Raw genomic sequence first — 26842 nt, 5'->3', positions numbered from 1 at the left:
CAAAGGATTGACCCCATGACCCGTCGCATCAGCCTGACCCAGTACCTGATCGAACAACAGCGCCAGCACGGCCACATCCCGCAGGAGCTGCGCCTGCTGATCGAGGTGGTGGCGCGCGCCTGCAAGCGCATCGCCATCAGCGTCAACAAGGGCGCGCTCGGCGATGTGCTGGGCACGGCCGGCTCGGAAAACGTGCAGGGCGAGGTGCAGAAGAAGCTCGACATCATCGCCAACGAGGTGCTGATCGAGGCCAATGAATGGGGCGGCCATCTGGCGGCCATGGCCAGCGAGGAGATGGAGGGCATCTACGTGGTGCCCAACCGCTTCCCGCAGGGCGAGTACCTCTTGATGTTCGACCCGCTGGACGGCTCGTCCAATATCGACGTCAATGTCTCGATCGGCACGATCTTCTCGGTGCTGACCAAGCCCGAGGGCGCCAAGGGCGTCAGCGAGGAAGACTTCCTGCAGCCCGGCACGGCCCAGGTCGCCGCCGGCTACTGCGTCTACGGCCCGCAGACCACGCTGGTGCTGACGGTGGGCGATGGCGTCGCGATGTTCACGCTGGACCGCGAGCAGGGCTCCTGGGTGCTGACCGCCGACGACATCAAGATCCCCGAAGACACCAAGGAGTTCGCGATCAATATGTCGAATATGCGCCACTGGGATGCCCCGGTGACCCGCTATATCGACGAATGCCTGGCCGGCACCACCGGCCCGCGCGCCAAGGACTTCAATATGCGCTGGATCGCCTCGATGGTGGCCGATGTGCATCGCATCCTGACCCGCGGCGGCGTCTTCCTCTACCCCTGGGACAAGCGCGAGCCGGGCAAGGCCGGCAAGCTGCGCCTGATGTACGAGGCCAATCCGATGGCCTTTCTGGTCGAGCAGGCCGGCGGCGCGGCCACCAATGCGCGCCAGCGCATCATGGAGCTGCAGCCGGGCAAGCTGCATGAGCGGGTGGCCGTGGTGTTGGGCTCGAAGAACGAAGTCGAGCGCATCACCGCCTACCATCTTGATTCGACAAAATAGTTCCTGCTAGAATAGCGGGCTTGATAGCCGGTGTAGCTCAGTCGGTAGAGCAGCTCATTCGTAATGAGAAGGTCGGGTGTTCGATTCATCTCTCCGGCACCAAAAAAACGTAAGAAGCCACTCCCGAGAGGGGGTGGCTTTTTTGTTTATGGAGTTCTGATCTTGTCTCAAGCCTTGGCCGCCTGGCTGATTGCGCCGCAACACCGCCGTGCCTGGCAGCTCCTGCTGGCCGTGCTGCTGCTGGTGATCAGCTATCTGGCCTTGTCCTCCGCCCCGCCACCGACGCTGGACAGCGGCTGGGACAAGCTCAACCACCTGCTGGCCTTCGGCGCGCTGGGCTTTTGCGCCTTTGTGGGCGCCAGCACCATGCGCTCCCGCTGGCTGTGGGGCCCGCTGGCGCTGCTGGGCTATGGCGTGCTGATCGAGTTGCTGCAATCGCAGCTGCCGCCGCGCTCGGCCGATTGGCGCGATGTGCTGGCGGATGCGCTGGGCATCGCGCTGGGGCTGGCCCTGGCCGCACTGGCGCAAGCCCTGGCGCGGCGCGGCTGAACCCGGCCGACGCCTACTCGATGCGCGGCCCGCCGCGCGCGCGCTGCGCCAGAAAGCGCCGCAGCCCGGGCGCCTCGCGAGCGAACTGATCCTCGCTGAGCCAGCGCCGGTACAGCGGCAAAACCTGCTCGGGCCGCGCCGCCACCGCACGCAGCGCGCGGTCGATGTCCTTGATCACCCCCCTGCCCCAGTCGCTGCGATTGCAGGAGAAATAGCCGACCGGCGACTCGCCCAGTTCCTCGATCGGCAGGCTCACCAGCTCGGCCGGCTGGCCCAGCTGGTGATAGCCAACCACCATCGGGTATTCCAGCGTGTAGTCCATGCGGCCGGCGCTGAGCATGGTCAGCAGATTGCCGGCGCGCGGCGCCACCATGGTCTGCACATTGCCATCGGGGGCCGGCCTCAGCCAGGGCGCCAGATCGGCGCCGTAGTGGCGCTGGCTCATCACCAGCCCCTGCAGCTCGGTGCGCGCCGAGAGTTCGCGCAGCGAGATGCTGCTGCGCCCTTGCGCAATCTGCTGCAGCCGCTCGCGTCGCAGCACCAGCTGAAGCTGGCCGGCCAGCAGGGCCGGCGTGAACAGGCGCTGCGCCAGCCGCTCGGGCGTGCGCATCGAGGTCGGCGAGCACAGCTGCAGGCCGGCCTTGCGCTCGACCTCGGCGCGCGGGCCGTTGAGCACAACGAAGCGATGCCGGTACTGCGGCAGCTGGCCCAGCACCAGGCGCAGAAAACCGTCCATCAGGCCCTCGCCGAGCTGCTCGGCCGTCGCCGGCGCCTGGCCGCCGGGCAGCAGATGAAACGGCGGCCAGTCGGACAGATTCCAGGTGATGGTGGGCTCGGCCGGCCCCACCGCCAGAGCCGGCTTCGACAGCACGGCCAGGCACAGCAGGCCGAGCAGCCTCCTCGTTTTCCACATCGCACACTCCCTCGCAATGACGGTCAGCGAGGCGTCGATGCGCCTCTGCCGGCGTGCAGTCTAGGCGAGCGAGACACCGCCGATCGCCGCATCAACGGGCTTCGACACCGCCATCCCAGGGCTTGAGTGCCAGCGCTACCGCATGGGCGCGGTTGCTGGCGCCGAGTTTGCGCAGAATGCGCTGCACATGGTTCTTGACGGTCAGCGCGCTGATGGCGAGGTTGCAGCCGATGTCATGGTTGCTCAGGCCCTGGCGCAAGCCTTCCAGCACCTCCTGCTCGCGCTGGGTCAGGCTCACACCCGCCTGCGGCCCCGCGGCCGGCTCCGGCATCTCGCACTGGACACGCAGCCAGCTGCTGTGCAGATGCGGCATCAGCAGCTGCAGCAGCACCTGCTGGTGTTCGCTATAGCCGCCGTCTTGGCGCGCCAGCACGAAGAAGCTCTCGATCTCGCTGGGGCGCTGCGGCCGCGACACGCCGTGCACCAGCAACTGCTCATAGCCGGCCTGGCGCAGCAGGCCGCAGACCGGCTCGCCGCTGTCCGCCGGCAACTGCACACGCAGCGGCCGGCAGCCGCCGCGCAACCACAAGGCCTGCAGCTGGGCCGGCAAGGCCGCGCCACGCTCGCTCAGCAAGGTGGCCAGCGCGGCCGGCAGCGGCTTGCTGTTGAAGAGTTCGAAGCCGAGCTCGCGGTGGCTGCGCTGATAGGCACCGCACAGCAGCAGCTGATGCGGCAGCAACTGCTGCAAGCTGCCCTGGGTCCAGACAAAGAACTGCGCGCCATGGCGCAGGCTCAGGGCGGCCTCGGTGGTGCGCACCAGGGCCAGCACCTGCGCCTGGTTCAGCAGGGTGGATCCGTAGAAATCGTCCGAGGGCTGGGCTGACATGGGTGGCCGGGCATGCTGCTAATTGCTCAGCTTAGGCGGCGCAGATGACGGCTTGTTGAAAAGCAGCGACCGCTACAGCAGTTTCACCAGCGCCAGCGTGATCGCCGGGAAGCACAGCAGCAAGACCAGGCGCAGCCCGTCCCAAGCCAGGAAGGGCAGCACGCCCTTGTAGGTCTCGCTCATAGCCACCTCGCGCGCCAGGCTGTTGACCACATAGACGTTCAGGCCCACCGGCGGCGCCAGCAGGCCTATGCCCACGGTCGTCAGCACCAGGATGCCGAACCAGATCGCCTTGTGCTCGGCGCTCAGCCCCCACAGATCCAGCCCCATGATGGTCGGGAAGATCACCGGAATCGTCAGCAGCAGCATCGACAGCTCGTCCATCACGCAGCCCAGCACGATGTAGAAGGCCAGCACGCCGGCCACGATCAGCAGCGGGGCCACGTCTTGCTGGCCGACCCAGGCCGCCAGATGGGCCGGCATCTGAGTCAGCGCCAGCGCCGCGTTCATCATGTCGGCGCCCAGGAAGATCATGAACACCATGGCCGTGGTCTCGGCCGTGCCGAGGAAGCTGCGCTTGATGCCGGCCCAGCCCAGCTCGCGCTTGAACAGACCCAGCAGCAGGGTCGCGGCGGCGCCGACCGCCGCCCCCTCGGTCGGCGAGAACACCCCGCCATAGATGCCGCCGAACACCAGGCCGAAGATCACGACGATGGGCCAGACGCCCCACAGCGCCTGCCAGCGCTGGCGCCATGGCAGCGGCTCGCTGGGCGTGGCCAGCTCGGGCCGGGCCCGGCAGTAGAGCCAGATCACGACGATATAGCCCAGCGCCGCCAGCAGCCCCGGCAGCGTGGCGGCGGCAAACAGCTTGGCGATGTTCTGCTCGGTCAGGATGGCATAGACCACCAGAGGCACCGAGGGCGGGATCAGGATGCCCAAGGTGCCACCAGTGGCCAGCGTCGCGGTGGAGAGTCGTCCGGCATAGCCATGGGCCTTCATCTGGCCATAGGCCACCTGGGTGATGGTGGCCGAGGTGGCCACGGCCGAACCGCAGACCGCGCCGAAGGCTGCCGCCGACAGGATGGCCGCCATGCCCAGGCCGCCGCGCACATGGCCGACAAAAGCCGCCGCCGCCTTGAACAGCGCCCGGCTCAAGCCCCCCTGGGTCGCGAACTGGCCCATCAGCAGGAAGAGCGGAATCACTGACAGGTCATAGACCGAGAGCCGCGCCACCGCGCTACCCTTGAGCGTGTTCAGCAAGGCCATATCGCTGGTCATCAGCGCATAGCCGACGGCGCCCGGGATGAACATGGCCGCCGCGATCGGCACGCGCAGCGCCATCAGCAGCAGCATCGCGGCGAAGATGCTGGCGCCCAGACCGGCGCCGCTCATGAGCCCTCGCCCTGACGCCCCAGCAGGTCCTGCCCCATCTGCACCAGCGCGATCAGTGCCGTCAGCGCAAGACCTGGCCCCAGCACCGCATAGCTAATCCACATCGGCAGGTCCAGAATCATCGTGGTTTCGCCGGCCTCGCGCACGGCCAGCGCGCCGACGCCGGTGCGCCAGGCCAGCAGGCCCACCATCAGGGCCAGCAGCAGCGCGCCGATGCCGTCCAGCAGGCCGCGCGAGCGCGGGCCCAGCTTCTGCGTGAAGAAGTCGACGATGATGTTGGCGCGCTGCAGCTGGCACCAGGGCAGGCACAGCGCGATGCACAGCGCGATGCCGAACTGGCTCAGCTCGACATCGCCGGGAATCGGCCGTGACAGCCAGGACCGGCCGACGATGCTGGCCACCGTCAGCAGCGCCACCAGGCAGGCGCTCAGGCAACCGGCCAGCGCGCTCCACAGGGCCAAGCGCCGCAACAGCCCCATCCCGCTCACTTCTTGTACTTGGCCAGCAGGTCCTGCGCGTCCTTCAGCATCTGCTTGCCGGGCAGGCCGCGCTTGTCCATATCGGCCACCCAGTCGTCATACAGCGGATGGCTGGCCTTGATCCACAGGTCCACCTCGGCGGCCGGCACCGTGTAGAAGGTGTTGCCGCGCTCCACCGCCGGCTTGCGGCCCACCGCCTGGCTCTCGTCCCAGGTCTTGCCGGCCTGCTGCGACAGTGCCGCGCCGCTGTTGCGGTCGATCACCGCCTTCAGATCGGCCGGCAGGCTGTCGTACCTGGCCTGGTTCATCGCCAGGATGAACAGCGCCGAATACAGCGCCGGGCGCGAGGCATCGGTCTCGGTGTGGTACTTGACCATCTCATGCAGCTTGACCGAGGGGATCACCTCCCAGGGCAGTGCGAAACCATCGATCGTGCCCTTGCTGACCGCATCGGCCACCGCCGGCAGCGGCATGCCCACCGGCGTGGCGCCGAGGGAGGCCAGCAGCTTGTTGGTCTGGCGGGTCGGCGCGCGCAGCTTCATGCCCTTCAGATCCGCCAGGGTCTTGATGGGCTTGTCGCGGCTGTGCAGATAGCCCTCGTCATGGATGCTGAACATCAGCGGCTTGATGCCGGGGAACTCCTTCGCGCCGTACTTGCCGTAGAAGTCCCAGGCGGCGCGCGCGCCGGCCTCGGCCGAGTTGTTCATGAAGGGCAGCTCGAACACCTCCATGATGGGGAAACGGCCGGCCGTGTAACCCGGCAAGGTGAAGGCGATGTCGACCACGCCGTCCTTGGCCTGGTCGATCAGCTGGGCCGGCGTGCCGCCCAGCTGCATGGCCGGGAAGATCTGGCATTTCATCTTGTTACCCGAGTCCGCCGCGATCTTGTCGCACCAGGGCTGCAGAATCTTGCTGGGCGGCATCGCACCGGGAGGCCAGAAGTGGTGGACCTTGAGGGTCACCTCTTGCGCCAGCGCCAGCGAGGCACCGAGGGCGCCGGCCAAGGCCAGCAGGGCGCGCAGCGCGGTTTGGGGCATCTTTTTTCCACTCACGCTTGTCTCCGCAAATGTTCGTTATGAGAGCTTATCGTATGCCCAGCGAACTGCGTCGCCATCGAGATTAGCCCTGTGGGTCGACCGGCAGGGCTGCTGACAGATTCGGACGGCGTGATGCGCTACGCTGCGCAGACCGCGACAGGGAGTCACCGATGCCCGCAGCAAGTTCGCCCGTCAGCCCCGCAGCCCGTCAGCAGGCCCATGCTCGCTATGCGGCGATACGCGCCCACACACTGGCCCTGGCCGCGCCACTGAGCGCCGAGGACCAGGCGCTGCAATCCATGCCCGATGCCAGCCCGGCCAAATGGCACCAGGCCCACACCACATGGTTTTTCGAGGCTCTGCTGCTCAAGCCGCTGGCGCCCGGCTACCGGCTCTTCAACGAGCAATTCCTCTACCTCTTCAACTCCTATTACGAGGCCCTCGGCCCGCGCCATCCGCGCCCGCAACGCGGCCTGCTGAGCCGGCCCGGGCTGGACGAGGTGCGGGCCTATCGCGCCCATGTGGACGCAGCCGTGCTGGACTGGATCGCCCACTGCGACGCCGACAGCTGGGCCCGCGGCAGCGCCATTCTGGAGCTGGGCCTGCAGCATGAGCAGCAGCATCAGGAGCTGCTGCTGACCGACATCCTGCATGCCTTCTCCTGCAACCCGTTGTGGCCCGCCTATGGCCAGCTGCCGGAGCTGCCGCCCGCGCCGGCGCTGCAGTGGCTGAGCCATCCGGGCGGCGTGGTCGAGATCGGCCACCCGGGCACAGGCTTCTCCTTTGACAACGAAGGCCCGCGCCATCAAGCCCTGCTGCAGCCCTTCGAGATCGCCAACCGGCTGGTGACTTGCGGCGAGTTTGCCGACTTCATCGCCGATGGCGGCTACCGCCGGCCCGAGCTCTGGCTGTCGGACGGCTGGGCCCTGGCCCGCGCCCAGGACTGGCAGGCGCCGGCCTACTGGCTGGCCGATGGCCGCGTCTTCGGTCTCGGCGGCGCCCGGGCGATGGACCCGGCGGCTCCGGTGCTGCAGCTGAGTTTTTACGAGGCCGCCGCCTATGCCGACTGGGCGGGTGCACGGCTGCCCAGCGAGTTCGAGTGGGAGGCGGCGGCCACCGCCCTGCCCGGCCTGGCCCAGCTCTATGACTGTGCCTGGCAATGGACCCGCTCGGCCTACCACCCCTACCCCGGCTTCAGGCCGCTGGCCGGGCCGGCCGCCGAGTACAACGGCAAGTTCATGGTGGGCCAGCTGGTGTTGCGCGGGGCCAGCCTGGCGACGCCGCCGGGCCATGCCCGAGCCACTTACCGCAATTTCTTTCCGCCGGCCGCGCGCTGGCAGTTCAGCGGCCTGCGCCTGGCGCGTGAGCCCCAACAAGGAGCCCCGCGATGAAGCCCCTGCTGCAACTGGTCGCCGACGACGAAGGCTTTGCGCCCGACCTGCACCGCGCGCTGCGCCAGCGCCCGCGCACGATCTCGCCCAAATACTTCTACGACGAAGCCGGCTCGGCGCTGTTCGAGCGCATCTGCGAGCTGCCGGAGTACTACCCGACCCGCACCGAGCTGGCCCTGCTGCAGCGCCACGCCCCCGAGATGGCAGCGCTGATCGGGCCCGGCGCCCAGCTGATCGAGTACGGCGCCGGGGCGCTGCGCAAGGTCAGGCTGCTGCTGGCGCATCTGAACGCGCCGCACAGCTTTGTGCCGGTGGACATCTCGGGCCCGCATCTGCTGGGGGCCTGCCGCACGCTGCAGGCCGAGTTCCCGGCGCTGGCACTGCAGCCGGTGATCGCCGATTTCACCCGTCCGCATGACCTGCCGGCGCGTCCGGCGCAGGGGCGGCGCATCGGCTTTTTTCCGGGCTCGAGCATAGGCAATTTCGCGCCCGAGCAGGCGCTGGACTTTTTGCGCATGGCGGCCCAGCAGCTGCGCGGCGGCGCGCTGCTGATCGGGGTGGACCTGATCAAGGAGCCGGCCCTGCTGCATGCGGCCTACAACGACGCGGCCGGCGTGACAGCCGCCTTCAACCTCAACATCCTGGCGCGCGCGCGCCAGGAACTGGGCGCACAGATCGATCCGGAAGGATTTGCGCACAGCGCCTTCTACAACGCGCCGCTGCAGCGCATCGAGATGCATCTGCAAAGCCGCCGCCGCCAGCAGCTGCGGCTGGAGCACCGCGTCTACGAGTTCGAGGCCGGCGAGACCCTGCACACCGAGAACTCCTACAAATTCAGCATCGAGGGCTTCCAGGCCCTGGCCGGCAAGGCCGGTTTCAAAGCCGCTACAGTCTGGACCGACGAGCGCGACTGGTTCAGTCTGCACTGGCTGCAAGCGCCCGACTGAGCAAAGGATGGACGGACGATGAAAGCAATCTGGAACGACACCGTGATCGCCGAGAGCGATGACACCGTGATGGTCGAAGGCAACCACTACTTCCCCGACAGCGCCCTCAAGCGCGAGTACACCAGCTTCAGCAACCACCGGACCATGTGCTCATGGAAGGGCCAGGCCAGTTATCTGTCGCTGATGGTCAAGGGCGAGCTGAACCCCGATGCGGTCTGGTACTACCCCGACCCCAAGCCGGGCGCCGAGATGGTCGCCGGCCGGGTCGCGTTCTGGAAGGGCGTGCAGGTTACCGAGTAACTGCCGGCAACACGGTGGCCGCGCAGTCGCCGAAGCCGATGCGGCGGGCGCCCTCCTTGTGTGCGTAGCCGCGCAGTATCAAGGTGTCGCCGTCCTGCAAGAAGGTGCGCGTCTCGCCATTGGCCAGGGTCAGGGCTTGCTTGCCGCCCTGCGACAGCTCCAGCAGCGAGCCGCCCTCCTCGGCCGCCGGTCCGCTCTGCGTGCCGGTGCCCAGCAGATCGCCGGGCTGCAGATTGCAGCCATTGCTGGCGTGGTGCGTCAGCATCTGGGCCAGGGTCCAGTAGGCCGACTGCCCGAAGTTGGAACGCATCAACCGGGTCGGCGCCTGGCCGGCTTCGCGCATTTGCGCGGTCTGCAGCCAGACCTCCAGCTCGATCGCATAGCCACCCTCGGCGCGGTTCTTCGCCGAGTCCAGATAAGGCAGCGGCTGCGGATCCTCGGCCGGATGGGCGAAGGTGCAGCGGAAAGGCTCCAGTGCCTCCATCGTGACGATCCAGGGCGAGATCGTGGTCGCGAAGTTCTTGGCCAGGAAGGGGCCCAGCGGCTGGTATTCCCAGGCCTGCATATCGCGGGCCGACCAGTCGTTCAGCAGGGTCAGGCCGAACAGATGCGCGTCGGCCTGCTCAATGGGAATGGGCTCACCCAGCGCATTGCCGCCAGCGACGAACACGCCCAGCTCCAGCTCGTAGTCTAGCCGCTTGCAGGGCGCACGCTCCGGCACGGTGGCGCCTGGCGGCATCAACTGGCCCAGCGGGCGACGCACCTGCTGGCCCGAGACACCGATCGAGGAGCTGCGGCCGTGATAACCGATGGGCACCCATTTGTAATTGGGCAGCAGCGGGTTGTCCGGGCGGAACAGCTTGCCCACCGTGGTCGCGTGGTGGATGCCGGTATAGAAGTCGGTGTAGTCGCCGATGCGGCAGGGCACGGCCATCTGTGCGGCGCTTTGCGCCAGCAGGCAGGGCGTCAGCGCGGCCTGCTGCTTGCTGTCGGCGGCCAGCGCCTCGAACAAGGCATGGCGCAGCAGCAGACGCTTGTCGGCAGGCTGAGCCATGAAAGCATTCAGATCACCTTCGGCCAGCGGCTGCAGCAGTACCTGGACCGCGCTGCTCCAGCGCCCGGCGCTGGCGGCCAGCCTCAGGTCCAGGATCTGATCGCCGACCGCGACGCCGACGCGGGCGCTCTCGTTCGTGCCGGCACGGCGGAACAGGCCATAGGGCAAGTTCTGGATCGGGAATTCGCTGGCGGCGGCGTTGGCCGAGGCCACCCAGCTCTGGGCGGCGGCGTCATGGGTGTGGTCGATGGAAGAGCTCATGCTTGTGCGGGGAAGTTGTCTTTGAGATCACGCCAGCAGTCGGCATAGCCGCTGTCCAGCGCACCGCCCTTCATGGCGAACTCGGTCGGCAGCAGACGCCAGCGGGTCTCGAACATAAAGGCCAGGGTGTTGTCCAGTTTGTGCGGTTTCAGATCCGCGCCGCTGGCCTTGGCGAAGGCCTCGGTGTCGGGGCCGTGCGGCACCATTGCATTGTGCAGGCTGGACGCGCCCGGCTTGAAACCGCCGGGCTTGGCATCGTACTGGCCGGTCACCAGACCCATGAACTCGCTCATCACATTGCGGTGATACCAGGGCGGACGGAAGGTGTCCTCGGCCACCATCCAGCGCGGCGGGAAGATCACGAAGTCCAGATTGGCCCAGCCGGCGGTGTCCGAGGGCGAGGTCAGCACCGTGAAGATGCTGGGGTCCGGATGATCGAAGCTGATCGAACCTATCGTCATGAAGTGGGCCGTGTCGTACTTGTAGGGCGCCAGATTGCCATGCCAGGCGACCACGTTGAAGGGCGTATGGTCCTGGCGCGCGGTCCACAGCCGGCCGCCGAACTTCTTGACGATCTCGTAATCCCCGACGCCCTCCTCATAGTCAGCGACCGGCGCCAGAAAATCGCGCGGATTGGCCAGCCCGTTCGAGCCTATAGGCCCCAGCTCGGGCAGGCGCAGCGCCGCGCCATAGTTCTCGCAGACATAGCCGCGCGAGGGCCCGTCCACCTCGACCTTGAAAGCCAGGCCGCGCGGGATCAGCGCGATCTCTCCAGGCCGCAGCTCCAGCAGGCCCAGCTCGGTGCGGATGCGCAGGCCGCCCTGCTGCGGCACGATCAGGAACTCGCCGTCGGCATTGACGAAGGCGCGCCGGTCCATCGAGTGATTGGCCAGATACAGGTGGGCAGCCATGCCGAACTGGGCATCGGGATCACCGTTGACGACCAAGGTGCGCAGGCCCTCGATGAAGTCGGTCGGTGTCTCGGGAACCGGCGTGGGCGCCCAGCGCAGCGGATCGGGCGGCACGACCTGACCCTGGGCAGCGCCGGTCTTCAGCCAGGCATGGTCCAGCGGCGCATAGCCGCCGACCACCACCGAGGGCTGGCGCCGGTACATCCAGGTCCTCAGGTTCTCGGCGCGCGGCGCGGTGAAGGCCGTGCCCGAGATCAGCTCGGCATAGAGGCCATGGGCCACTTGCTGCGGGCTGTTGCGCCCGATCGGCAGGCTGCCGGCGCGGGCCTCGCTGGCGTGTTCGTTGCCGAAGCCCGATTGGTACTTGAGTTCGCTCATCTGCGTATCAGTCCAGTTTGATATTGGCGGCCTTGATCACCTGTCCCCATTTGGCCAGTTCCTGCTTCCAATAGGCGCGCATCTGCTCGGGCGTGCCGCCCAGCGCCTCCAGGCCCAGGGTCTGGAAGCGCGCCTTCACGGCGGTGCTGGCCAGAGCCTCCTGCAGCGCCTTGTTCAGCGTTGCGATCACCGGGGCCGGCGTGCCGGTCGGCACGACCAGGCCCTGCCAGGCATAGGCCTCGAATCCGGGCAGGCCCTGTTCGGCAAAGGTCGGGACCTCGGCAAAGGTCTTGATGCGGGCCGGGCTGGCCACGGCCAGCGCGCGCAGCTTGCCCGAGAGGATGTGCGGGTAGCCGGCCGCAGTATCAACGAACATGAAAGGCACCTGGCCGCCGATCACATCCTGCACCGCCGGCGCCGCACCGCGGTAGGGAATATGGGTCAGGTTCAGCTTGGCGCGGTCACGCAGCAGCTCGGTGGCCAGATGGTGGGGGCTGCCGGCACCGGGGGTCGCGTAGTTCAGCCCGTCCTGGGTCTTGGCCCAGGCCAGGAACTCCTTGTAGTTCTTCACCGGCACGCTGGCATTGACGACCAGCAGCATCGGGAATCGTGCCACCAGGCCGATCGGGGCCAGGTCTTGCTCGGCCTTGTAGGGCAGCTTGCTGTAGAGCCAGGGATTGGCCGCCAGGGTGGCGGTGTCGGCGGTCAGCAGCACCTGGCCATCGGCCTTGGACTTGACCACATAGTCCGCGCCGATATTGGTGGCCGCGCCGGGCTTGTTATTGATGATGAGGGTCTGTCCCAGGGTCTTGCCCATGGCTTCGGCCAGCGTGCGAGCCACCACATCGGCACCACCACCGGCCGGATAGGGCACGACCCATTCGACCGGCTTGTCGGGATAGGCAAAAGCCGGTGTGGCGGCAGCGGCGGCCAGACTCAGGAGCAGGGAGAGGCGGGACACATAAGACATGGATCAGAACTCGCTTGGAAAAGGAAGGAAATCAGGAAGCCGCCAGCGTGTTGGCTCGGGCCAGCGCCAGCGCCTCATCGAGCACCTCGCGCTCGCCAACGTGGTTGGCCAGTATCAGCACCAGCTTGGCCAGCAGCATGTCGGCCTGCTCGTCACCCAGATCGCGCTGGGCCTCGATCAAGGCTTCGTAGAAGCCGTCGGGATCAGCGATATGGGGGCTGCGTATCAATTGGCTCATGAGGACAACACTCCCAGACAACGCCGCAGCGCGGCTTGGATCTTGGCCGCGTCGAAGCGGCGCCAGCGTGCGGCCAGATGCTGGTCGGGGCGTATCAGGTAGACGCTGCCGGGCCGCGCGTCATAGCGCTCGGCCAGCAGGCCATCGGCCGGCACGATCAGGGGCAGGGCCACGGTATCGCCGACGCTGACCGGCTCGGCCGGGCCGAAGCTCAGCAGCGTGAAAACGCCCTGGCCCAGCTGATGGAGCAGCCAGCCCTCGCCCAGCGGCGCATCGAGACAGGGGCTGCCGGGGCGCAGCGGGCCGGCAAACTCATCCTCGTCGGGCGTGTTCAGCGGCGAGCCGGCGTAATGGGTGGGCATGGACAGCCGGCCGCTATTGACCAGGGGCCGGGCAAAGGCCTCGGTCTTGGCCAGTTCCAGCACTGCATTGCGCAGGCGCAGCGAGGCGCGGCTCTTGGGGCTGATGAAGTCGGTCGAGCGGGTCGAGTTCAGGATGTTCTCGTCGGCCGCAGCGGCGCGCTCGATCTGGTAGCTGTCCAGCAGGCTTTCGGGCGCGGCCCCGTCCAGCACGGCCTTGAGCTTCCAGCCCAGATTGTCGGCATCCTGCACGCCGCTGTTGGCGCCGCGTGCGCCAAAGGGCGAGACCTGGTGCGCCGCATCGCCGAGCAGCAGCACCCGGCCCTGGCGGAAGGTCTTGGCGCGGCGGCAGGCGAACTGGTAGACCGACACCCATTCCAGCTCGAACTCGACATCCGGGCCCAGCATGGCCTGGATGCGCGGGATCACCTTCTCGGGCTTCTTCTCCTCGGCCGGATCGGCATCGCGGCCGAGCTGGAAGTCGATGCGCCAGACACCGTCGCATTGCTTGTGCAGCAACACCGACTGGCCGCGGTGGAACGGGGGGTCGAACCAGAACCAGCGCTCCGTGGGGAAGTCCGCCTTCATGATGACATCGGCGATCAGGAAACGGTCCTGAAAGACCTGACCCTCGAAGTCCAGGCCCAGCATGCGGCGGGTGTCGCTGCCGGCACCGTCGCAGGCCAGCAGCCACTGAGCCTGCAGCTGGAACTGCCCGTCGGGGGTCTCCACCGTCAGCGTCGCGGCCTCCTCGCCCTGTTCCAAGGCCACCAGTCTGTGCTTCCACGCCAGCGTGATCAGCGGCTGGGCCTCGCAGGCAGCGACCAGGCGCTCCTCCAGATGGTATTGCTGCAGATTGATCATGGCCGGCATCTGGTGGGCCGGCTGAGGCAGCAGATCGAACTGGTAGGCCAGCTCGTCGCGGAAGAACACCTTGCCAACCTGCCAGCGCACGCCCTGCCCGGCCAGCGCGGCGCCGACGCCCAGGCGGTCCCAGATCTCCAGCGAGCGCTTGGCATAGCAGACCGCGCGCGAGCCCTGGCTGACGCTGTTGTTGTCGTCCAGCAGCAGCACCGGAATGCCGCGCGCGGCGCAGTCCAGCGCGGCCGTCAGCCCCACCGGACCGGCGCCAATAATGACCACCGGATGGCGCAAGACCTGGCCCTCGCGCTGGGCCGGGCTCTGCCGGTAGTCGTAGACCGGGAAGGTATAGGTCTTCAACATGGGCCGGCCTCAGTGCGCCGTAGAAGCCTGGAATTCCTTGTCATGCATCCAGGCCGCATGCTTGGGCGCACGCTTGGTCTGGCTCCACTCCTCCAGCATCTGCCATTTGCAGGCATCGAGCTGCGCATACATGGCCGGCGTGCCGACATCGGCCGCCAGCTCGATGCGGTGGCCGTTGGGGTCGAAGAAGTAGATGCTCTTGAAGAGGGTGTGGTCGGTGACACCGATCACCTCGATGCCGGCCGCTTCCAGCTCGGTCTTCTTGGCCTCCAGCTCGGCCACGCTGCCGACCTTGAAGGCGATGTGCTGCACCCATTCCGGCGTGTTGGCGTCGCGGCCCATGGGCTTGGCCGTCGGCAGCTCGAAGAAGGCCAGCACATTGCCGCCACCGGCATCGAGGAAGAGATGCATATAGGGGTCCTCGGCCTTGGTGGACGGCACCTTGTCCTCGGCAATGGCCAGCACAAAGTCCATGCCCAGGTGCTGGCCGTACCACTGCACCGTGGTCTTGGCGTCCAGGCAGCGGTAGGCGACGTGGTGGATGCGTTCGATCTTCATCGCGGGCTCTCCCTCAGGCCTTGATGTCTTCCAGCGCCTGCCACATCGCGATATCGCGCTCGGCGGTCCAGATGCGCGGGTCCGGGTACTGGGTGGCCTCGTCGTAGGCACGGGTCACATCGAAAGGCATGCAATGGGCAAAAATCACCCATTGGCCGTACTTCGGCGCCAGGCGCTCATAGGTCTCGCGATAGACCGTCTTCAGATCGCGGCCGGCGCTGGCCCCGGCCTTGACGCTCTCGTAGAGCTCGGAGACAAAGGCGCGCGTGCCCGACAGGCCGGCCCCCACCTCGGCCGGGTTCTGCAGCGCGCGGCCGCGGCCGGGCACCAGCTTCTCGGGCTTGAGCGCGGCAATATTGTCCAGGGTCTGCGGCCAGTCCTTGAAGTAGGCATCGCCGGCATAGGGCGTGGCATCGAACTCGACCAGATCGCCGGAGAACAAGACCTTGTCCTGCGGCAGCCAGACCACCGTGTCCCCCTTGGTATGGCCACGCCCCAGCTGCAGGATCTGCACCTCGAGCTTGCCGAGGAACATCGTCATCTTGCCGGTGAAGGTGATGGTGGGCCAGGTCATGCCATCCGGCACCGACTCGACCGCCTGGAACAGCCGCGGGAAGCGGCCGATCTCGCTGGCCTTGTCCTGCTCGCCGCGCTCGACGATCAGGTCATACGTGTCCTGGCTGGCGATGATGTGCTCGGGCTGGTAGGCGCTGGCGCCCAGCACCCGCACCGCGTGGTAGTGGCTCAAGAGCACATACTTGATTGGCTTGTCGGTGACCTCGCGGATGCGGCGTATCACGTCCTGGGCCATCACCGGCGTGGCCTGGGTGTCGATCACCATCACCGCGTCATCGCCGATCACGATGCCGGTGTTCGGATCGCCCTCGGCCGTGTAGGCCCAGGCATGGTCGGACAGCTTGTCGAAGCTGACCTTCTTGACCTCCAGATCGGCTTGGGACGCAAAAGTCTTGGTGTTCATGGTGGCGGCGGCTCGGTTCGGGTGGCTGGCAGGTTAGGAATGAATTTAATCTTTGACAAATTCATTCGCCTATAACGAATCAACGGCTTGATCTTAGTCATCGCGTTTGTTAATGTCTAATTGATTGTTTTAGGTAGAAACCCTAGTGAAGCCCAGCGACGCAGAGACGAACCCGACCGAACGCGGCCCGCGTGGCATCCAGAGCGTGGAGGTCGGCGGCCAGCTGCTGATCGCACTGGCCCACCATGGCCGGCCGCTGGCGCTGAAGGATCTGGCCCGCCAGGCCGAGATGCCTCCGGCCAAGGCCCACCCCTATCTGGTCAGCTTCATCAAGCTGGGCCTGGTCGAGCAGGAGGCCGGCAGCGGTCGCTACGGTCTGGGGCCGCTGGCCCTGCAGCTGGGCCTGATCAGCCTGCAGCAGTACGACCCGGTGCGCCTGGCGACGCCGCGCATCGAGGAGCTGGCCCTGCTGCTGGGCCACACGGTGGCGATTGCCGTCTGGGGCAATCACGGGCCGACCATCGTGCGGGTGGCCGAGGCCTCCAGCCCGGTCCACATCAGCATGCGCCACGGCACGGTGATGAGCCTGGCCGGCACCGCCTCGGGCCGGCTGTTCGCCGCCCATCTGCCACGCGAGCAGGTGCTGGCGGCCGACCCGGCCATCGTCTTCGATGCCGCGCTGGACGACCATCTGGCCCAGGCCCGGCTGCTGGGCATCGCCCACTCGCATGACGGCGTCGTCGCCGGCGTCAGCGCGCTGGCCGCGCCGGTGTTCGATGACCAGGGCCGCATGGTCCTGAGCCTGACCGCCATCGGCCCCAGCGGCAGCTTCGACCTGCGCCTGGACGGCGCACTGGCGCAGACGCTCAAGCGGGTCGGGCTGGAGCTGTCGCGTCAGCTTGGCTGGCGCGCCGTGACGCCCTGATGAGCACGCAGGAGGAGGCGCTGCGCACGCTGGTGCGCGCCAGCCCCTGGCTGATGGCCGCGCTGCGGGCCGCACGGGCGCTGGAGCTGCCGCCCTGGTGCATAGGCGCCGGGGCGCTGCGCAATCTGGTCTGGGATGCCTTGCACGGCCACACCGAACCCTCGCCGCTGGCCGATCTGGATCTGGTGTTCTTCGATGCGCAAGACCTGTCCCCGGCCCGCGACGCGGCACTGCAGGCCCGCCTGCAACAGGCCCTGCCGGGCATTCCCTGGGAAGTCACCAACCAGGCCGGCGTCCACCTGTGGTTCGAATCGGTGTTCGGCCACGCGGTGGAGCCTCTCAACTCATTGGAGGACGCGGTGGCTTCCTGGCCCGAGTACGCGACGGCGGTGGGCGTGCGGATGGAGGCCGATGAGGGCCTGACGGTGATCGCCCCGCTCGGCCTGGAGGAATTGTTCGCGATGCGGGTGCGGCGCAACCCGCGCCGCGTCAGCATCGAAACCTACCGCCAGCGTGTCGCGCAAAAGCGCTACGCGCAACGCTGGCCGGCGGTGACCATCATCCCGGCCTGAGGAGCCCGCTCAGCAGATCTGCGGCTGAGCCTCGTCGCGCAGGCTCGCCAGCACCTCGGCCGCCTTGGCCGGGTCGAAGGCATAGGGATAGAGGGTGCGCGCCACCGTAGCCAGCGCCGGCTGGCCGCCATAGCGGGCGATCTGCTGCGCGATATGGGAAAACTCCAGCACCATCAGCACGGCTGGCGCATGCACGCGAGGGTTCAACCTCGCCTCGCTGCAAACTTTGAAACCCAGCATGCGGCGGTAATAGGCCACATGACGCGGATTGACCTCGATCACCAGCAGTTCCGCGCCGCGCAGGTGCGAGGCGTGCAGATAGGCGCTGTGGAACAAGGCGGCCAGCACGCGCTTGGACGCGGCCTGCGCGTCCAGCGCCAGCTGGGTGAACTCGCACAGGCTGCGCCCCTGACTGCGCAAGGCATTCATCTCCTGCTCAAACACCGCATCGGCATTCAGGCCACGCGCCGAGTCATAGCGTATGCCCAGCGTGCCCAGGGTGCCATCCTCGGGCGAGGTCGCACTCAAGGTCAGCAGCTCCGGCGTCGCATGGGCCGCGCCGACCGCCTGATGGACACGATAGCCGCGCTCCGAATAGCGCTGCTGGACCAGTTGACCGGCCAGCGCACGGTGATGGCTCGAGTGCGCCGCATGAATGGCAAAGCCATTGACATGGGGGTGGGTGGCGCGTTCCCTGAACATGGCAAAACTACCGCCATGAGCTCCGGACCTCAGTGCTTGCAGTCCCACCAACTGCTGCAGGCCCTCTTGTGTACCCATGGCAAAACCGTCTTGCTGCATGACTTCCTTTGCTGATCCAACGCGCTGCGGGGCAGTCTAGCGTGAGGAAGTACCGGAAACATGGCAAGACATGTCACCCAAACAATTGACACAAGAAACTTACAACTGCAAGCCCCACTCAAGGGGGAAACCCCGATTCCAGGGGGAGGCAAACTCATAGCCCGGCGGCAAATGACTTGAGCAGGGCGAGCAAGGCCTCGGGCTGCTCCAGCGGGCTCAGGTGCGAGGCGCCGGCCAGCACCTCCAGCCGCGCGCCCGGGACGCGCTGCGCGATGGCCTCGGCCATCGCCGGCGTCGCCCCCTGGTCCAGCGCGCCGGCGATCACCAGGGTCGGGCAGCGCACCGCGCCCAAGGCCGCCAGATAGTCGACCCCGCTGACCGCCTGGCAGGCGGCGATATAGGTGGCCGGGTCCTGGGCCAGCAAGCGGCTGTGCAGCAAGGCCGTGGTCTCGGGCTCGGCAGCACGGAAATCGGCATGCAGATAGCGCTCGGTGACCATGCCGGCCACCGCCGCCATGCCGCCGGCCTCGACCGCCGCGATGCGCTGGGCCCAGGCGGCGCGCGCGGCTTCGGGATACTGCGCCGTCGTGTGCGCCAGCACCAGGCCGCGCAGCAGCTCGGGGTGCTTCAGGGCCAGGCCCTGCCCCACCATGCCGCCCAGCGACAGGCCGACAAAGCAGACCGGCCCGCGCCCCCATTCGCGTATCAGCCGCGCGGCATCGTCGACCAGCTCGTCAAGGCTATAGGGCCCGGCGGGCCGGGCGGACTCGCCATGGCCGCGCTGGTCGTAGCGCAGGGTCGGGTGTTGCCCGCCGAGCGCGGCAGCCAGGCCGTCCCAGAGATGAGCATCCAGGCCCAGCGCGTGGGCGAACACGATGGGCACGCCGCTGCCCTCGCCCTGCAGCAGCAGATGCAGCTGCGGCTGGCTGAAGGTGTGCTGCGCGCGCGGGCGCAGCGCGCGCGTCAGCGGCGCCGGCAGCGGCGCCAGGCCCTCGGCCTTGAGGATCTCGCCGGTGATCTTGAAGGCGGTGTTGGCCGCTGGCACGCCGCAGTAGATCGCACCCTGCAGCAGGGTCTCCTGGATCTTGGCAATGGGCACACCGCCACGGACGGCGGCGCGGCAGTGCAGCTCGAACTCCTCCCAGCGCGCCAGGCCCATGGTCATGCCCAGCACCAGCAGGCGCCGGGTCGGCTTGTCCAGGCCCGGCCGGCCCCAGATCTCGTGCCAGGCATAGCGGGTGATGAAGTCCTGGAACTCGGCGTTGAAGGCGCTGGCGCCGGCGGTCGAGCGCTGCACCCAGTCCTCGCCCAGCATCGCGCGGCGATTGACGAGGCCGCGGTCGAAATCGTCGTCGCGTTGGTCGGGGTACTCGTTCATGGTCATGGCGCCAGCGGTTGGTCCATCAAGGACTGCCATTGTGAGCGTGCTGTCAGCAGCACCTTGTGCACACGGGCGTCAGCATGGCGGGCGGCGGCCTGCACATCGAACACCGCATCGAGCTCGTCCGCGCTGATGCCACGCGAGAACTCGGCATCGCCCTGCCACAGGCCCTGGGCCAGCGCCCGCAAAGGCCGACCCTGGGCCACGACCTGCTGCGACAGGCCCTCGACCAGCTGGTGCGCGCGCGCCTTGCCGCAGACTCGCGCCAGCAGCAGGGCCAGGCCCTCGGCGGCGACCAGATCGTCAAGACGCTCGATATTGGCCCGCATGCGCTCGGGCTCGACGCGCAGCCCCGCCAACGCGCCGGCCAGCGCCTGCAGCGCGCCATGGCTGCTCAGCAGCAGGCCGGTCCACTCGGCCAGCTCGGCCTGCCAGCCGCCCAGGCCGCGCTCATGCTCCTGACCCATGCAGGCCAGCAGCGCGGCGACCCGCTGCGGCGCGCGCTGGGCCGCCGCCAGCGCCTGCATGCAGGCCACCGGATTGCGCTTGTGCGGCATCGCGCTGGAGCCGCCCGAACCACCGACCGCGCCCTCCATCATCTCGCCGACCTCGGCCTGGGCCAGCAGCGACAAGTCGCGCGCCAGCTTGCCGAGCGAGCCGCACATCACGCCCAGCTCGGCGCCGAGCCGCACCCAGCGGTCGCGCTGGGTGTGCCAGCACTGCTCCGGCACGCGCAGGCGCAGCTCGGCCGCGACCTGACTCGCGACCGCGTCGGCCTTGTCGCCCAGCGAGGCCAGCGTGCCGGCAGCCCCACCCAGCTGCAGCAGCAAGGCCTCGTCGGCCCGGGCGCGCAGCGCCGCAGCGGATCGCAGCAGTGGCATCAGCCAGTTCAAGAGCTTGCAGCGCAGGCTGCTGACCAGGGCCGGCTGCATCAGCGTGCGGGCCAGCATCGGCGTCGCGTCGGCGGCCTCGGCCAGGTCCAGCAGATGGCCGCACAGGCTCAGCAGATCGTCGTCGATCAGGCGCAGCGCACGGCGGGTCTGCAAGACCATCGCGGTGTCGATCACGTCCTGGCTGGTGCTGCCCCAGTGCACATAGCCGGCGGCGGCCGGGTCGAACAAGGCCACCGTCTCGGTGAGCTTCTTGACCAGCGGTATCGCCAGGCTGCCGGCACGGCCGCTGGCGGCGACCAGGCCCGCCACATCGTAGAGCTCGGCCCGGCACAGGCTGGCAATCGCCTGGGCGGCCGATTGCGGGATCACGCCGGCCTTGGCCTCGGCGCGCGCCAGCGCCGCCTCGAAGTCCATCATGGCCTGCACGATGGCGCTCTCGTCGAAGAGCGCCAGCATCTGCGGCGTGGACAAAAAACCCTCGAATACCAGCACTGACATCAACCCATCCTGAGGATCTTTGCAGCGATGCTAACGAGGGCTGGCGGGGCTGCGAGCCCGGGGCTTACCCGCAGCGGGTTTGCCCCGGCGTCGTCTGCGGACTCAGGCAGCGGCGCTGTGCGCCTGCGCCAGACGGCTCATATTGCCCATCGAGACACGGTGCATCTCGATCAGACCCAGCAGGCCGCTGCGGTGCAGCTGCAACACCTTCTCGTCTTCCAGCTGCGCGAGCTTGTCTTCGTTGATGGCCAGGAAGCCGTCGACATCGATCTTCTCGCCATTGGGCAGCGTGGCCTCGAAGCGCATGTCCTGCAGCAGGTCGAACTCCTGCAGCTGGGCGCAGACCATGCGGGTGCGCTCGGCCTCGCGCTCGAAGCTCTCGAGGAAGTTCTTCGCGTTGACGGTGAACTCGGTGGGCTGGCCGTCGGCGGCGAACAGCAGCTGACCCTCGGTCTGCGAGAAGCCCTTCCACTGCTCGTCAAAGCAGACGGCGATGTCGTCGCTGTTGTTGATGCGGGCCATCGCGAAGGGGTAGCGGCGCAGATAGGCGGGCAGGTAGTTGCCGGTCCACTGGCCGTCCTTCAGGAACAGATTGCTGCCCGGCTTCAGGCCGAACACGGCCAGCGGGGCCACCGCCGGCTTGGCGCCTTCGGCGGGCTGCTGGGCGCTGTCGCCGACGCGCACGAACACGATAGGGAATTCCTTGCAGGCATCGGCGAACTCGACCGCCGTCAGGAACAGCGAGTTCAGGCCGGCGACGCGCTCCAGCGTCGGCAGCTCGGCCTGCAGGCGCAGGTTCTTGTGCTGTTCACGGTCCAGCGGCACCAGCGAGCCGTACAAAGGGGGATTGCTCATTTCTCATCATCTCCATCTTGAGCCAGTCGTTCGACCAGCACCTTGTCCACACGCTTGCCATCGAGGTCCACGACCTCGAATCTCCAGGCGTTCCACTCCACCACATCGGCCGTGCGCGGCAAACGCCCCAAGAGCAGCATGATCATGCCGGCCAGGGTGTTGTAGCGCCCACGATCCTCTTCGGGCAGTTCCTTCAGGTCCAGGCGGTCCTTCAGCTCGGGGCTGGGAATCAGGCCGTCCATCAGCCAGCTCCCGTCCTCGCGTTGCACCGCCCAGGCATCGCCATCGCTGGGCGCCGAAAACTCGCCCGCGATCGCTTCCAACACATCACGCACCGAGATCACGCCCTGGACCTCGCCGTACTCGTCGACGACAAAGACCAACTGCGCATCCGAGCCGCGGAAATGGTCCAGCAGCTCCATGCCCGACAAGGTCTCGGGCACGAAGATCGGCGCCTCCAGATCGTCGCCCAGATTCAGCGGCTGGCCCGACAGCGCGCGCTGCAGCAGGGTCTGGGCCGAGACCACGCCGATCACATCATTGAGCCCTTCGCGGCAGACCGGGTAGCGGCTGTAGCCATGGGCTTGCAGGATGGCCAGCACCTGCGGCGCCTCGTCATGGATATTGAGCCAGGCGATCTCGGCGCGCGGAATCATCATCGAGCCGACCTGGCGCTCATCGAGCCGGAACACATTGCGCACCATCTGGTGCTCCTGCTCCTCGATCACGCCGGCGTCCAGTCCCTCTTCCAGGCTGGCCGCGATCTCTTCTTCGGTAACGCCGCGCTGCGCCCTGCCGCGCAGGCCCAGCAGGCCCAGCACCGCATTGGTCGCAAAGCTCAGAAACACCACCAGCGGTCGCGCCACCAGGGACAGAAAATCCATCGGCGGCGCCACCAGGCGAGCCACCGTCTCCGGAAACATCTGGCCCAGGCGCTTGGGCACCAGCTCGCCGAAGATGATGGTGGCCACGGTCAGTATCACGACGACCAGGCCGGTGGCCGTGTACTGCGCGATGTGCTGGGCCAGGCCCAGCGAGCCCAGCCAGAGCGCCAGCGGGCCGGCGAACGCGGCCTCGCCGACGATGCCGTTGAGCACGCCGATCGAGGTGATGCCGATCTGCACCGTGGACAGGAACTTGGTCGGGTTCTCGTGCAGGTCCATCGCCGCCTGGGCACCGGACTCCCCGCCTTCCACCATCACCTGCAGCCGGGCCTTGCGGGCGGCGGTGAGCGCCATTTCCGACATCGCGAAAAGGCCGTTGAGCAGAATCAGAAAAATGACTAGGGCGGTATCCATTGGCAGCGCGAGCCTCGGGTAAACCCGGTCGCGCATCGGTTCTTTCGGGGGCGCAAGCGTAGCAGAAGGCCATGACACAAACCCACCGCACAATCCCGGTATGAACTATCTGATCGGTGATCTGCAAGGCTGCTGCGACGCGCTGGAGCGCCTGCTGGCCACGCTGGACTTCTCGCCCTCGCGCGACCGGCTCTATCTGCTGGGCGACCTCGTCAACCGCGGCCCGGCCTCGCTGGCCACCCTGCGCCGCCTGCAGGGCCTGGGCGACGCGGCCCGCTGCCTGCTGGGCAACCACGACCTGCACCTGCTGGCCGCCGCCGCCGGCACCCGCAAGCCGCACCGCAGCGACACGCTGAGCGAGATCCTGGACGCGCCCGACCGCGAGGCCCTGCTGGACTGGCTGCGCCAGCAGCGCCTGGCCCGGCACGAGCAGGGCTGGCTGATGGTGCATGCCGGCGTCGTGCCGCAATGGGACGCGGTGCAGACGCTGGCCCTGGCAGGCGAGGTCGAGGCGCTGCTGCGCGGGCCCGATCTGCAGGACTTTCTGCAACAGATGTATGGCAATGAGCCGCTGAGCTGGGACGAGTCCCTGGCCGGCACCGCCCGATGGCGCTTCATCGTCAATGTGCTGACCCGGCTGCGCTTTTGCGATGCCCAGGGGCGGCTGGACCTGAAGACCAAGGATGCCGATGGCGCCCCCGAGGGCTTCCTGCCCTGGTTCGATGTGCCCGACCGGCGCAGCGCCGGCACGCCCATCGCCTTCGGCCACTGGTCGACCCTGGGTCTGCTGCAGCGAGCCGACCTGCTGGCGCTGGACACCGGCTGCGTCTGGGGCGGCCGCCTGACGGCCGCCCGGGTCGAGACCGGCCGGGTGCTGGAGATCATCCAGGTGGACTGCGCACAGGCCCAGAAGCCGGGCTTGCATAGCGGCTAGAATGCGCGCTCTGCGCAAGGCAGAAACCGGAGGCTTGGGGGAGTGGTTTAACCCAACAGTCTTGAAAACTGTCGACGGGCAACCGTCCGTGAGTTCGAATCTCACAGCCTCCGCCAAGCGGGCTCAGCCCCCCTTGATACGCACGGTGAACGTGATCTTGTAGCTGCCGCCATCGCCGCTGTAGCTCAGCGGGGACAGCGAGGTCTCGGTGGTCACCAGGGGCACGACGAAGCTGTGCGAGCCCAGGTACTCATCGTTGGACAGCGTGCTCTTGAGCAGATCGGTCAGCTTCGGTCGGACGATGGAGCGCAGCTGATCGCTGTTCAGATTGGCCCAGGCACTGCCGCCGTAGATGTTCCAGACCGACTGCATCATCAGCTGCAGGACGCCGCCGCTGCCGAGGTCGGGGTCAAAGTCCTCTTCCAGCAGCCAGGCGAAGACAAAGGCGCCGCCGGCCTCGGCCTCGTTGACGATCTGTCGCATATTCATCGTCTTGCCGGCGAGGAAAGCGCCATCCCAGTCGGGATCGCGCACGCGGATCAGCTTGCCGCCGGGCACATTGCGATGCCCCATGAAAACCATCAGATAAGGGGCATCGCTGCCGCCCTCGCTGGTGTCATCCAGGCACTTGATCTGCGTAACCATGAGTTGACGGGTGGGCATGCTGCACCTCCATTGCTGACTGACAGGCGCTAGGGCCTTGGCGGTCGCCAAAGGCTCGGCCGTGTCGTGAGTCAGGCTAGGTGCGACCCCTGCCCTGGCCCATCCCTAGGAGTGGTGGGATGCGCAGGCAGCTCAGGGCTGCAGCGTGTACCGCGTCACCAGTCGTCGTCCCGCGCCGTCCTGGGCCGTGAGCCAGAGTTCGTAGGCCAGCGGCGTCTGGCCGGCCTGGGCCGACAGCGCCGGCAGGCTCAGCGTGCTGGCCGGCGGGAAGGCGGGCGTGAAGTCGCTGATCGTCACGCTGCCGCTGTAGCGGATCAGCGCCCGCACGCCGCTCAGCCGCAGATCGGGGTTGGCGCTGGCCCAGCTCGACCAGTTCAGTGCCAGGCCGCTGGCCAGGGCGGCGGCGCTCAGCGGGGCGCTCGCGCTGACGCCGTCCAGGGCCGGATGGCGGGCGGCAGCCGGCACGCTGGCTGGCAGCTCGGCGCGCAGCCAGCTGTTGCGGGTCTCGGCCGTGCCGGCCAGCGTGTAGCTGGCCAGGTAGCGGGCGGCGCGCAAAGTGTCGGCGCCACCCAGCCAGCCCAGGCTGGTGGGTTGCAGCAAGGTGTCGGACAGCGCGCCACTGGCCACGGCCGATGTCGCGCCGGCGGCCGCGCTGATGCACAGCCAGCGCTGGCCGCAATAGGCCAGCGGGATGCTGAAGCCGCCGGGGGTCTGCACCGTGGCCTTGTCGAGCAGCGCCGTGCCGGCACTGTCCTGCCCCTGCAGCAGCAGCTGCACGCCCAGGCTTGGATTGCTGGCCGGCGCCACAACACCGGACAAGGCGCTGGACAGCGCGCCGCTGGCCTCCAGACCCAGCCAGGAGACCGGCAGCAGGCTGAACTCCAGCTTCTTGCCATTGCCCTTGAGCAGCCACTTGGGCTTGGTGAGACTCAGCGCATCGCTGAACAGCGCGACCGTGCTGCCGCTGCTGTCGCTGATCGGCGCGGCCACCAGCACCCGGTTGCAGCCGGCCGTCACCGCCACATCGTCGGCACAGCCCATAAGCTGGAATCGACCGAACTGCCAGTTCTTCTGTGCGTAACTGGCCAGCAGCGCCGAGAGCTCGGCGAGCGTGCGGCCGTTGTGACCTTCGTAGCCGACCAGCAGCTCGGAGGCGGCAAAGGTGGCGGCGCTGGCGCCCTGGGCGATCAGCTTGTTCAGCGCCGCACCCAGCTCGTCCAGCGTGGCCAGCTCGGGCAGCACCTTGGCGGCGCCGGTGGTGGCCTTCAGGGTGGAGCTGATCGCATTGGCCGGCGCCGCATCGGCGCTCTTGGCCAGCTCGGTCTTGGCCGTGGCCAGATCAACCAGCACCTCGACCGGCTGATTGATCAGCAGCTTGTTGCCCAGCTGCAGCTGCTCGACGCCCTTGCTGTTGGTGACCAGGCTGATGCGCAGGCTCTCGATCAGCAGATCCTGGCTGTTGCTCTTGACGGCCGCGAAGCCGGCATCGCCCAGCAGGTTCAGGGCGGCCGCATCGCTGATCTTCAGCTCGGTCAGCTGGGTCTTAACGATGGTCTTCAGGAAATCGGCGGCAGCGCCAGCCTTGCCCAGGCTGGCCAGCAGGGCCGCGTTATCGGCGGCCTTGGCGAACACCGGCCGCGGGTCGGTGCCCAGGGCCAGCGCCACGGCGGCGTCGCTCAGCGGGGTCAGCTGGGCCGTCATCGTCGCGGCAGCGGTCTGCACGGTGCCGTGCAGCACCTGCGGCTGGCCGGCCGCGTCCATGCCGCGCGCCTGCAGCAGCAGCGGCATCGCCGGGCTCTGGGTCGACAGCGTCAGGCGGTAGGTGCCCTCGACCGGGTGGGCCACGGCCGAGCCGACGCTGGCGCCCTTGGCATCGACCACGCTGATGCGGGCGCCGCCCAGCGGCGCGCCGACGGCGGCCACGCCGCTGAGCACCAGATCGGCGGCCGGTGTCGTGCCGCTGTCGCCGTCCGCCCCCCCGCCGCCGCCGCAGGCAAGCAGACACAGGGCGGCCATCAGGCTCAGCGAGCGGGCGGCAATAGAGGGCAAGCGCATGGCAAACGACAACTCGGGCAGGAAGATGCGGCGAGTATGGCCAGGGCGCACCGGGACAAATGCCGCATCAGCGCTGGAAAGTGCGGCCAATAAAAAACGGCCCGCAGGCCGT

27 protein-coding genes and 2 tRNA genes are annotated in these 26842 nt (G+C 67.9%); 10 read left to right on the top strand and 19 right to left on the bottom strand.

Annotation, left to right across the window (positions count from 1 at the left end; genetic code table 11):
- Positions 1-15 precede the first annotated feature (15 nt).
- The 3 genes from O5M90_RS25180 (at position 16) to O5M90_RS25170 (ending at position 1578) form a co-directional block, all read left to right on the top strand.
- A complete protein-coding gene (locus O5M90_RS25180; protein WP_262970892.1) occupies positions 16-1029 on the top strand; it encodes a class 1 fructose-bisphosphatase in 1014 nt (337 codons plus the stop codon).
- Between the two features lie 26 nt (positions 1030-1055).
- A tRNA-Thr gene (locus O5M90_RS25175) sits at positions 1056-1131 on the top strand.
- 60 nt (positions 1132-1191) lie between these two features.
- Positions 1192-1578, top strand: coding sequence for a VanZ family protein (locus O5M90_RS25170; RefSeq protein ID WP_269838964.1), 387 nt, complete (start codon positions 1192-1194; stop codon positions 1576-1578).
- Positions 1579-1591: 13 nt separating this feature from the next.
- Here O5M90_RS25170 and O5M90_RS25165 read toward each other — a convergent pair whose 3' ends face one another.
- The 5 genes from O5M90_RS25165 to O5M90_RS25145 all read right to left on the bottom strand — a co-directional run bounded on the left by O5M90_RS25165 (position 1592) and on the right by O5M90_RS25145 (position 6285).
- The gene (locus tag O5M90_RS25165; RefSeq protein ID WP_269838965.1) at positions 1592-2491 is read right to left on the bottom strand and encodes a TIGR02285 family protein; all 900 of its coding nucleotides are present in this window, start codon (positions 2489-2491) and stop codon (positions 1592-1594) included.
- 91 nt (positions 2492-2582) lie between these two features.
- Positions 2583-3377, bottom strand: coding sequence for a helix-turn-helix transcriptional regulator (locus tag O5M90_RS25160; RefSeq protein WP_137943992.1), 795 nt, complete (start codon positions 3375-3377; stop codon positions 2583-2585).
- 72 nt (positions 3378-3449) lie between these two features.
- The gene (locus O5M90_RS25155) at positions 3450-4769 is read right to left on the bottom strand and encodes a TRAP transporter large permease (RefSeq protein ID WP_269838966.1); all 1320 of its coding nucleotides are present in this window, start codon (positions 4767-4769) and stop codon (positions 3450-3452) included.
- Entirely contained in the window at positions 4766-5248 is a 483-nt protein-coding gene (locus O5M90_RS25150) for a TRAP transporter small permease (protein ID WP_262972343.1), read from the bottom strand. The genes O5M90_RS25155 and O5M90_RS25150 overlap by 4 nt, the downstream gene beginning before the upstream one ends.
- A 5-nt stretch (positions 5249-5253) precedes the next feature.
- Positions 5254-6285 carry a TRAP transporter substrate-binding protein gene (locus O5M90_RS25145; protein ID WP_269838967.1) on the bottom strand — a complete coding sequence of 344 codons (1032 nt, stop codon included), beginning with the start codon at positions 6283-6285 and terminating at the stop codon, positions 5254-5256.
- Positions 6286-6455: 170 nt separating this feature from the next.
- Here O5M90_RS25145 and egtB point away from each other — a divergent pair, with 170 nt between their 5' ends.
- The 3 genes from egtB to O5M90_RS25130 are packed head-to-tail and all read left to right on the top strand — an operon-like array spanning position 6456 to position 8923.
- Positions 6456-7676, top strand: a complete 1221-nt coding sequence (egtB, locus tag O5M90_RS25140) for an ergothioneine biosynthesis protein EgtB (RefSeq protein WP_269838968.1) — start codon at positions 6456-6458, stop codon at positions 7674-7676.
- On the top strand, positions 7673-8623 hold the full coding sequence (gene egtD / locus O5M90_RS25135) for an L-histidine N(alpha)-methyltransferase (RefSeq protein ID WP_440402432.1): 951 nt from the start codon (positions 7673-7675) through the stop codon (positions 8621-8623). Before egtB ends, egtD begins: the two co-directional genes overlap by 4 nt.
- An 18-nt stretch (positions 8624-8641) precedes the next feature.
- The gene (locus O5M90_RS25130; RefSeq protein WP_269838969.1) at positions 8642-8923 is read left to right on the top strand and encodes a DUF427 domain-containing protein; all 282 of its coding nucleotides are present in this window, start codon (positions 8642-8644) and stop codon (positions 8921-8923) included.
- Here the strand turns inward: O5M90_RS25130 and fahA are convergent.
- The 7 genes from fahA to O5M90_RS25095 are packed head-to-tail and all read right to left on the bottom strand — an operon-like array spanning position 8913 to position 15855.
- Positions 8913-10238 carry a fumarylacetoacetase gene (fahA, locus tag O5M90_RS25125; protein WP_269838970.1) on the bottom strand — a complete coding sequence of 442 codons (1326 nt, stop codon included), beginning with the start codon at positions 10236-10238 and terminating at the stop codon, positions 8913-8915. The two genes, O5M90_RS25130 and fahA, sit on opposite strands and share 11 nt — an antisense overlap.
- Positions 10235-11527: a homogentisate 1,2-dioxygenase gene (gene hmgA / locus O5M90_RS25120; protein ID WP_269838971.1), complete on the bottom strand. Its 1293-nt coding sequence runs from the start codon at positions 11525-11527 to the stop codon at positions 10235-10237. Before hmgA ends, fahA begins: the two co-directional genes overlap by 4 nt.
- A gap of 7 nt (positions 11528-11534) precedes the next feature.
- Positions 11535-12497, bottom strand: coding sequence for a Bug family tripartite tricarboxylate transporter substrate binding protein (locus O5M90_RS25115; RefSeq protein WP_269838972.1), 963 nt, complete (start codon positions 12495-12497; stop codon positions 11535-11537).
- Positions 12498-12528: 31 nt separating this feature from the next.
- On the bottom strand, positions 12529-12735 hold the full coding sequence (locus tag O5M90_RS25110; RefSeq protein WP_269838973.1) for a DUF2783 domain-containing protein: 207 nt from the start codon (positions 12733-12735) through the stop codon (positions 12529-12531).
- The gene (locus O5M90_RS25105; RefSeq protein WP_269838974.1) at positions 12732-14318 is read right to left on the bottom strand and encodes an FAD-dependent oxidoreductase; all 1587 of its coding nucleotides are present in this window, start codon (positions 14316-14318) and stop codon (positions 12732-12734) included. The genes O5M90_RS25110 and O5M90_RS25105 overlap by 4 nt, the downstream gene beginning before the upstream one ends.
- A 9-nt stretch (positions 14319-14327) precedes the next feature.
- On the bottom strand, positions 14328-14876 hold the full coding sequence (locus O5M90_RS25100) for a VOC family protein (RefSeq protein WP_269838975.1): 549 nt from the start codon (positions 14874-14876) through the stop codon (positions 14328-14330).
- Between the two features lie 13 nt (positions 14877-14889).
- Positions 14890-15855, bottom strand: a complete 966-nt coding sequence (locus O5M90_RS25095) for an MBL fold metallo-hydrolase (protein WP_269838976.1) — start codon at positions 15853-15855, stop codon at positions 14890-14892.
- A 145-nt stretch (positions 15856-16000) separates the two neighbouring features.
- On the opposite strand from O5M90_RS25095, the gene O5M90_RS25090 reads away from it, so the two are divergent.
- A complete protein-coding gene (locus tag O5M90_RS25090; RefSeq protein ID WP_269838977.1) occupies positions 16001-16780 on the top strand; it encodes an IclR family transcriptional regulator in 780 nt (259 codons plus the stop codon).
- Complete coding sequence (locus O5M90_RS25085; protein WP_269838978.1) at positions 16780-17352, top strand: nucleotidyltransferase family protein; 573 nt, start codon at positions 16780-16782, stop codon at positions 17350-17352. Before O5M90_RS25090 ends, O5M90_RS25085 begins: the two co-directional genes overlap by 1 nt.
- A gap of 9 nt (positions 17353-17361) precedes the next feature.
- On the opposite strand, the gene O5M90_RS25080 is transcribed toward O5M90_RS25085, so the two are convergent.
- From O5M90_RS25080 to O5M90_RS25060, 5 genes are all read right to left on the bottom strand, one after another.
- Positions 17362-18054: an N-acyl amino acid synthase FeeM domain-containing protein gene (locus O5M90_RS25080; protein WP_269838979.1), complete on the bottom strand. Its 693-nt coding sequence runs from the start codon at positions 18052-18054 to the stop codon at positions 17362-17364.
- 253 nt (positions 18055-18307) lie between these two features.
- Complete coding sequence (pcaCD, locus tag O5M90_RS25075) at positions 18308-19531, bottom strand: bifunctional 4-carboxymuconolactone decarboxylase/3-oxoadipate enol-lactonase PcaCD (RefSeq protein ID WP_269838980.1); 1224 nt, start codon at positions 19529-19531, stop codon at positions 18308-18310.
- A 2-nt stretch (positions 19532-19533) separates the two neighbouring features.
- On the bottom strand, positions 19534-20925 hold the full coding sequence (pcaB, locus tag O5M90_RS25070; protein ID WP_269838981.1) for a 3-carboxy-cis,cis-muconate cycloisomerase: 1392 nt from the start codon (positions 20923-20925) through the stop codon (positions 19534-19536).
- A 102-nt stretch (positions 20926-21027) separates the two neighbouring features.
- Positions 21028-21780 (bottom strand): SapC family protein, encoded by a 753-nt coding sequence (locus O5M90_RS25065; RefSeq protein WP_137944018.1) that lies wholly within the window; start codon positions 21778-21780, stop codon positions 21028-21030.
- Positions 21777-23078 carry a hemolysin family protein gene (locus tag O5M90_RS25060; protein WP_137944019.1) on the bottom strand — a complete coding sequence of 434 codons (1302 nt, stop codon included), beginning with the start codon at positions 23076-23078 and terminating at the stop codon, positions 21777-21779. The genes O5M90_RS25065 and O5M90_RS25060 overlap by 4 nt, the downstream gene beginning before the upstream one ends.
- A 100-nt stretch (positions 23079-23178) precedes the next feature.
- On the opposite strand from O5M90_RS25060, the gene O5M90_RS25055 reads away from it, so the two are divergent.
- Positions 23179-24012 carry a symmetrical bis(5'-nucleosyl)-tetraphosphatase gene (locus O5M90_RS25055; protein WP_269838982.1) on the top strand — a complete coding sequence of 278 codons (834 nt, stop codon included), beginning with the start codon at positions 23179-23181 and terminating at the stop codon, positions 24010-24012.
- Positions 24013-24040: 28 nt separating this feature from the next.
- Positions 24041-24128: transfer RNA gene (locus tag O5M90_RS25050), tRNA-Ser, on the top strand.
- A 7-nt stretch (positions 24129-24135) separates the two neighbouring features.
- Here the strand turns inward: O5M90_RS25050 and O5M90_RS25045 are convergent.
- Together O5M90_RS25045 and O5M90_RS25040 are read right to left on the bottom strand one after the other, a co-directional pair.
- Positions 24136-24675 (bottom strand): hypothetical protein, encoded by a 540-nt coding sequence (locus O5M90_RS25045; RefSeq protein WP_137944021.1) that lies wholly within the window; start codon positions 24673-24675, stop codon positions 24136-24138.
- Positions 24676-24807: 132 nt separating this feature from the next.
- On the bottom strand, positions 24808-26730 hold the full coding sequence (locus tag O5M90_RS25040; RefSeq protein ID WP_440402430.1) for a hypothetical protein: 1923 nt from the start codon (positions 26728-26730) through the stop codon (positions 24808-24810).
- Positions 26731-26842: the final 112 nt, after the last annotated feature.

This window comes from Paucibacter sp. M5-1 (assembly GCF_027498415.2).
In the GTDB taxonomy this organism is placed as follows: Bacteria; Pseudomonadota; Gammaproteobacteria; order Burkholderiales; family Burkholderiaceae_C; genus Roseateles_E.
This window is presented reverse-complemented; position numbering and strand designations above follow the sequence as displayed.

Bases quoted from the DNA above. Each gene is read 5' to 3' on its own strand.
- O5M90_RS25180 (WP_262970892.1), top strand. From the start codon at position 16: ATGACCCGTCGCATCAGCCTGACCCAGTACCTGATCGAACAACAGCGC.
- O5M90_RS25165 (WP_269838965.1), bottom strand. From the start codon at position 2,491: ATGTGGAAAACGAGGAGGCTGCTCGGCCTGCTGTGCCTGGCCGTGCTG.
- O5M90_RS25160 (WP_137943992.1), bottom strand. From the start codon at position 3,377: ATGTCAGCCCAGCCCTCGGACGATTTCTACGGATCCACCCTGCTGAAC.
- O5M90_RS25155 (WP_269838966.1), bottom strand. From the start codon at position 4,769: ATGAGCGGCGCCGGTCTGGGCGCCAGCATCTTCGCCGCGATGCTGCTG.
- O5M90_RS25150 (WP_262972343.1), bottom strand. From the start codon at position 5,248: ATGGGGCTGTTGCGGCGCTTGGCCCTGTGGAGCGCGCTGGCCGGTTGC.
- O5M90_RS25145 (WP_269838967.1), bottom strand. From the start codon at position 6,285: ATGCCCCAAACCGCGCTGCGCGCCCTGCTGGCCTTGGCCGGCGCCCTC.
- egtB (WP_269838968.1), top strand. From the start codon at position 6,456: ATGCCCGCAGCAAGTTCGCCCGTCAGCCCCGCAGCCCGTCAGCAGGCC.
- egtD (WP_440402432.1), top strand. From the start codon at position 7,673: ATGAAGCCCCTGCTGCAACTGGTCGCCGACGACGAAGGCTTTGCGCCC.
- O5M90_RS25130 (WP_269838969.1), top strand. From the start codon at position 8,642: ATGAAAGCAATCTGGAACGACACCGTGATCGCCGAGAGCGATGACACC.
- fahA (WP_269838970.1), bottom strand. From the start codon at position 10,238: ATGAGCTCTTCCATCGACCACACCCATGACGCCGCCGCCCAGAGCTGG.
- hmgA (WP_269838971.1), bottom strand. From the start codon at position 11,527: ATGAGCGAACTCAAGTACCAATCGGGCTTCGGCAACGAACACGCCAGC.
- O5M90_RS25115 (WP_269838972.1), bottom strand. From the start codon at position 12,497: ATGTCTTATGTGTCCCGCCTCTCCCTGCTCCTGAGTCTGGCCGCCGCT.
- O5M90_RS25110 (WP_269838973.1), bottom strand. From the start codon at position 12,735: ATGAGCCAATTGATACGCAGCCCCCATATCGCTGATCCCGACGGCTTC.
- O5M90_RS25105 (WP_269838974.1), bottom strand. From the start codon at position 14,318: ATGTTGAAGACCTATACCTTCCCGGTCTACGACTACCGGCAGAGCCCG.
- O5M90_RS25100 (WP_269838975.1), bottom strand. From the start codon at position 14,876: ATGAAGATCGAACGCATCCACCACGTCGCCTACCGCTGCCTGGACGCC.
- O5M90_RS25095 (WP_269838976.1), bottom strand. From the start codon at position 15,855: ATGAACACCAAGACTTTTGCGTCCCAAGCCGATCTGGAGGTCAAGAAG.
- O5M90_RS25085 (WP_269838978.1), top strand. From the start codon at position 16,780: ATGAGCACGCAGGAGGAGGCGCTGCGCACGCTGGTGCGCGCCAGCCCC.
- O5M90_RS25080 (WP_269838979.1), bottom strand. From the start codon at position 18,054: ATGTTCAGGGAACGCGCCACCCACCCCCATGTCAATGGCTTTGCCATT.
- pcaCD (WP_269838980.1), bottom strand. From the start codon at position 19,531: ATGAACGAGTACCCCGACCAACGCGACGACGATTTCGACCGCGGCCTC.
- pcaB (WP_269838981.1), bottom strand. From the start codon at position 20,925: ATGTCAGTGCTGGTATTCGAGGGTTTTTTGTCCACGCCGCAGATGCTG.
- O5M90_RS25065 (WP_137944018.1), bottom strand. From the start codon at position 21,780: ATGAGCAATCCCCCTTTGTACGGCTCGCTGGTGCCGCTGGACCGTGAA.
- O5M90_RS25060 (WP_137944019.1), bottom strand. From the start codon at position 23,078: ATGGATACCGCCCTAGTCATTTTTCTGATTCTGCTCAACGGCCTTTTC.
- O5M90_RS25055 (WP_269838982.1), top strand. From the start codon at position 23,179: ATGAACTATCTGATCGGTGATCTGCAAGGCTGCTGCGACGCGCTGGAG.
- O5M90_RS25045 (WP_137944021.1), bottom strand. From the start codon at position 24,675: ATGCCCACCCGTCAACTCATGGTTACGCAGATCAAGTGCCTGGATGAC.
- O5M90_RS25040 (WP_440402430.1), bottom strand. From the start codon at position 26,730: ATGCGCTTGCCCTCTATTGCCGCCCGCTCGCTGAGCCTGATGGCCGCC.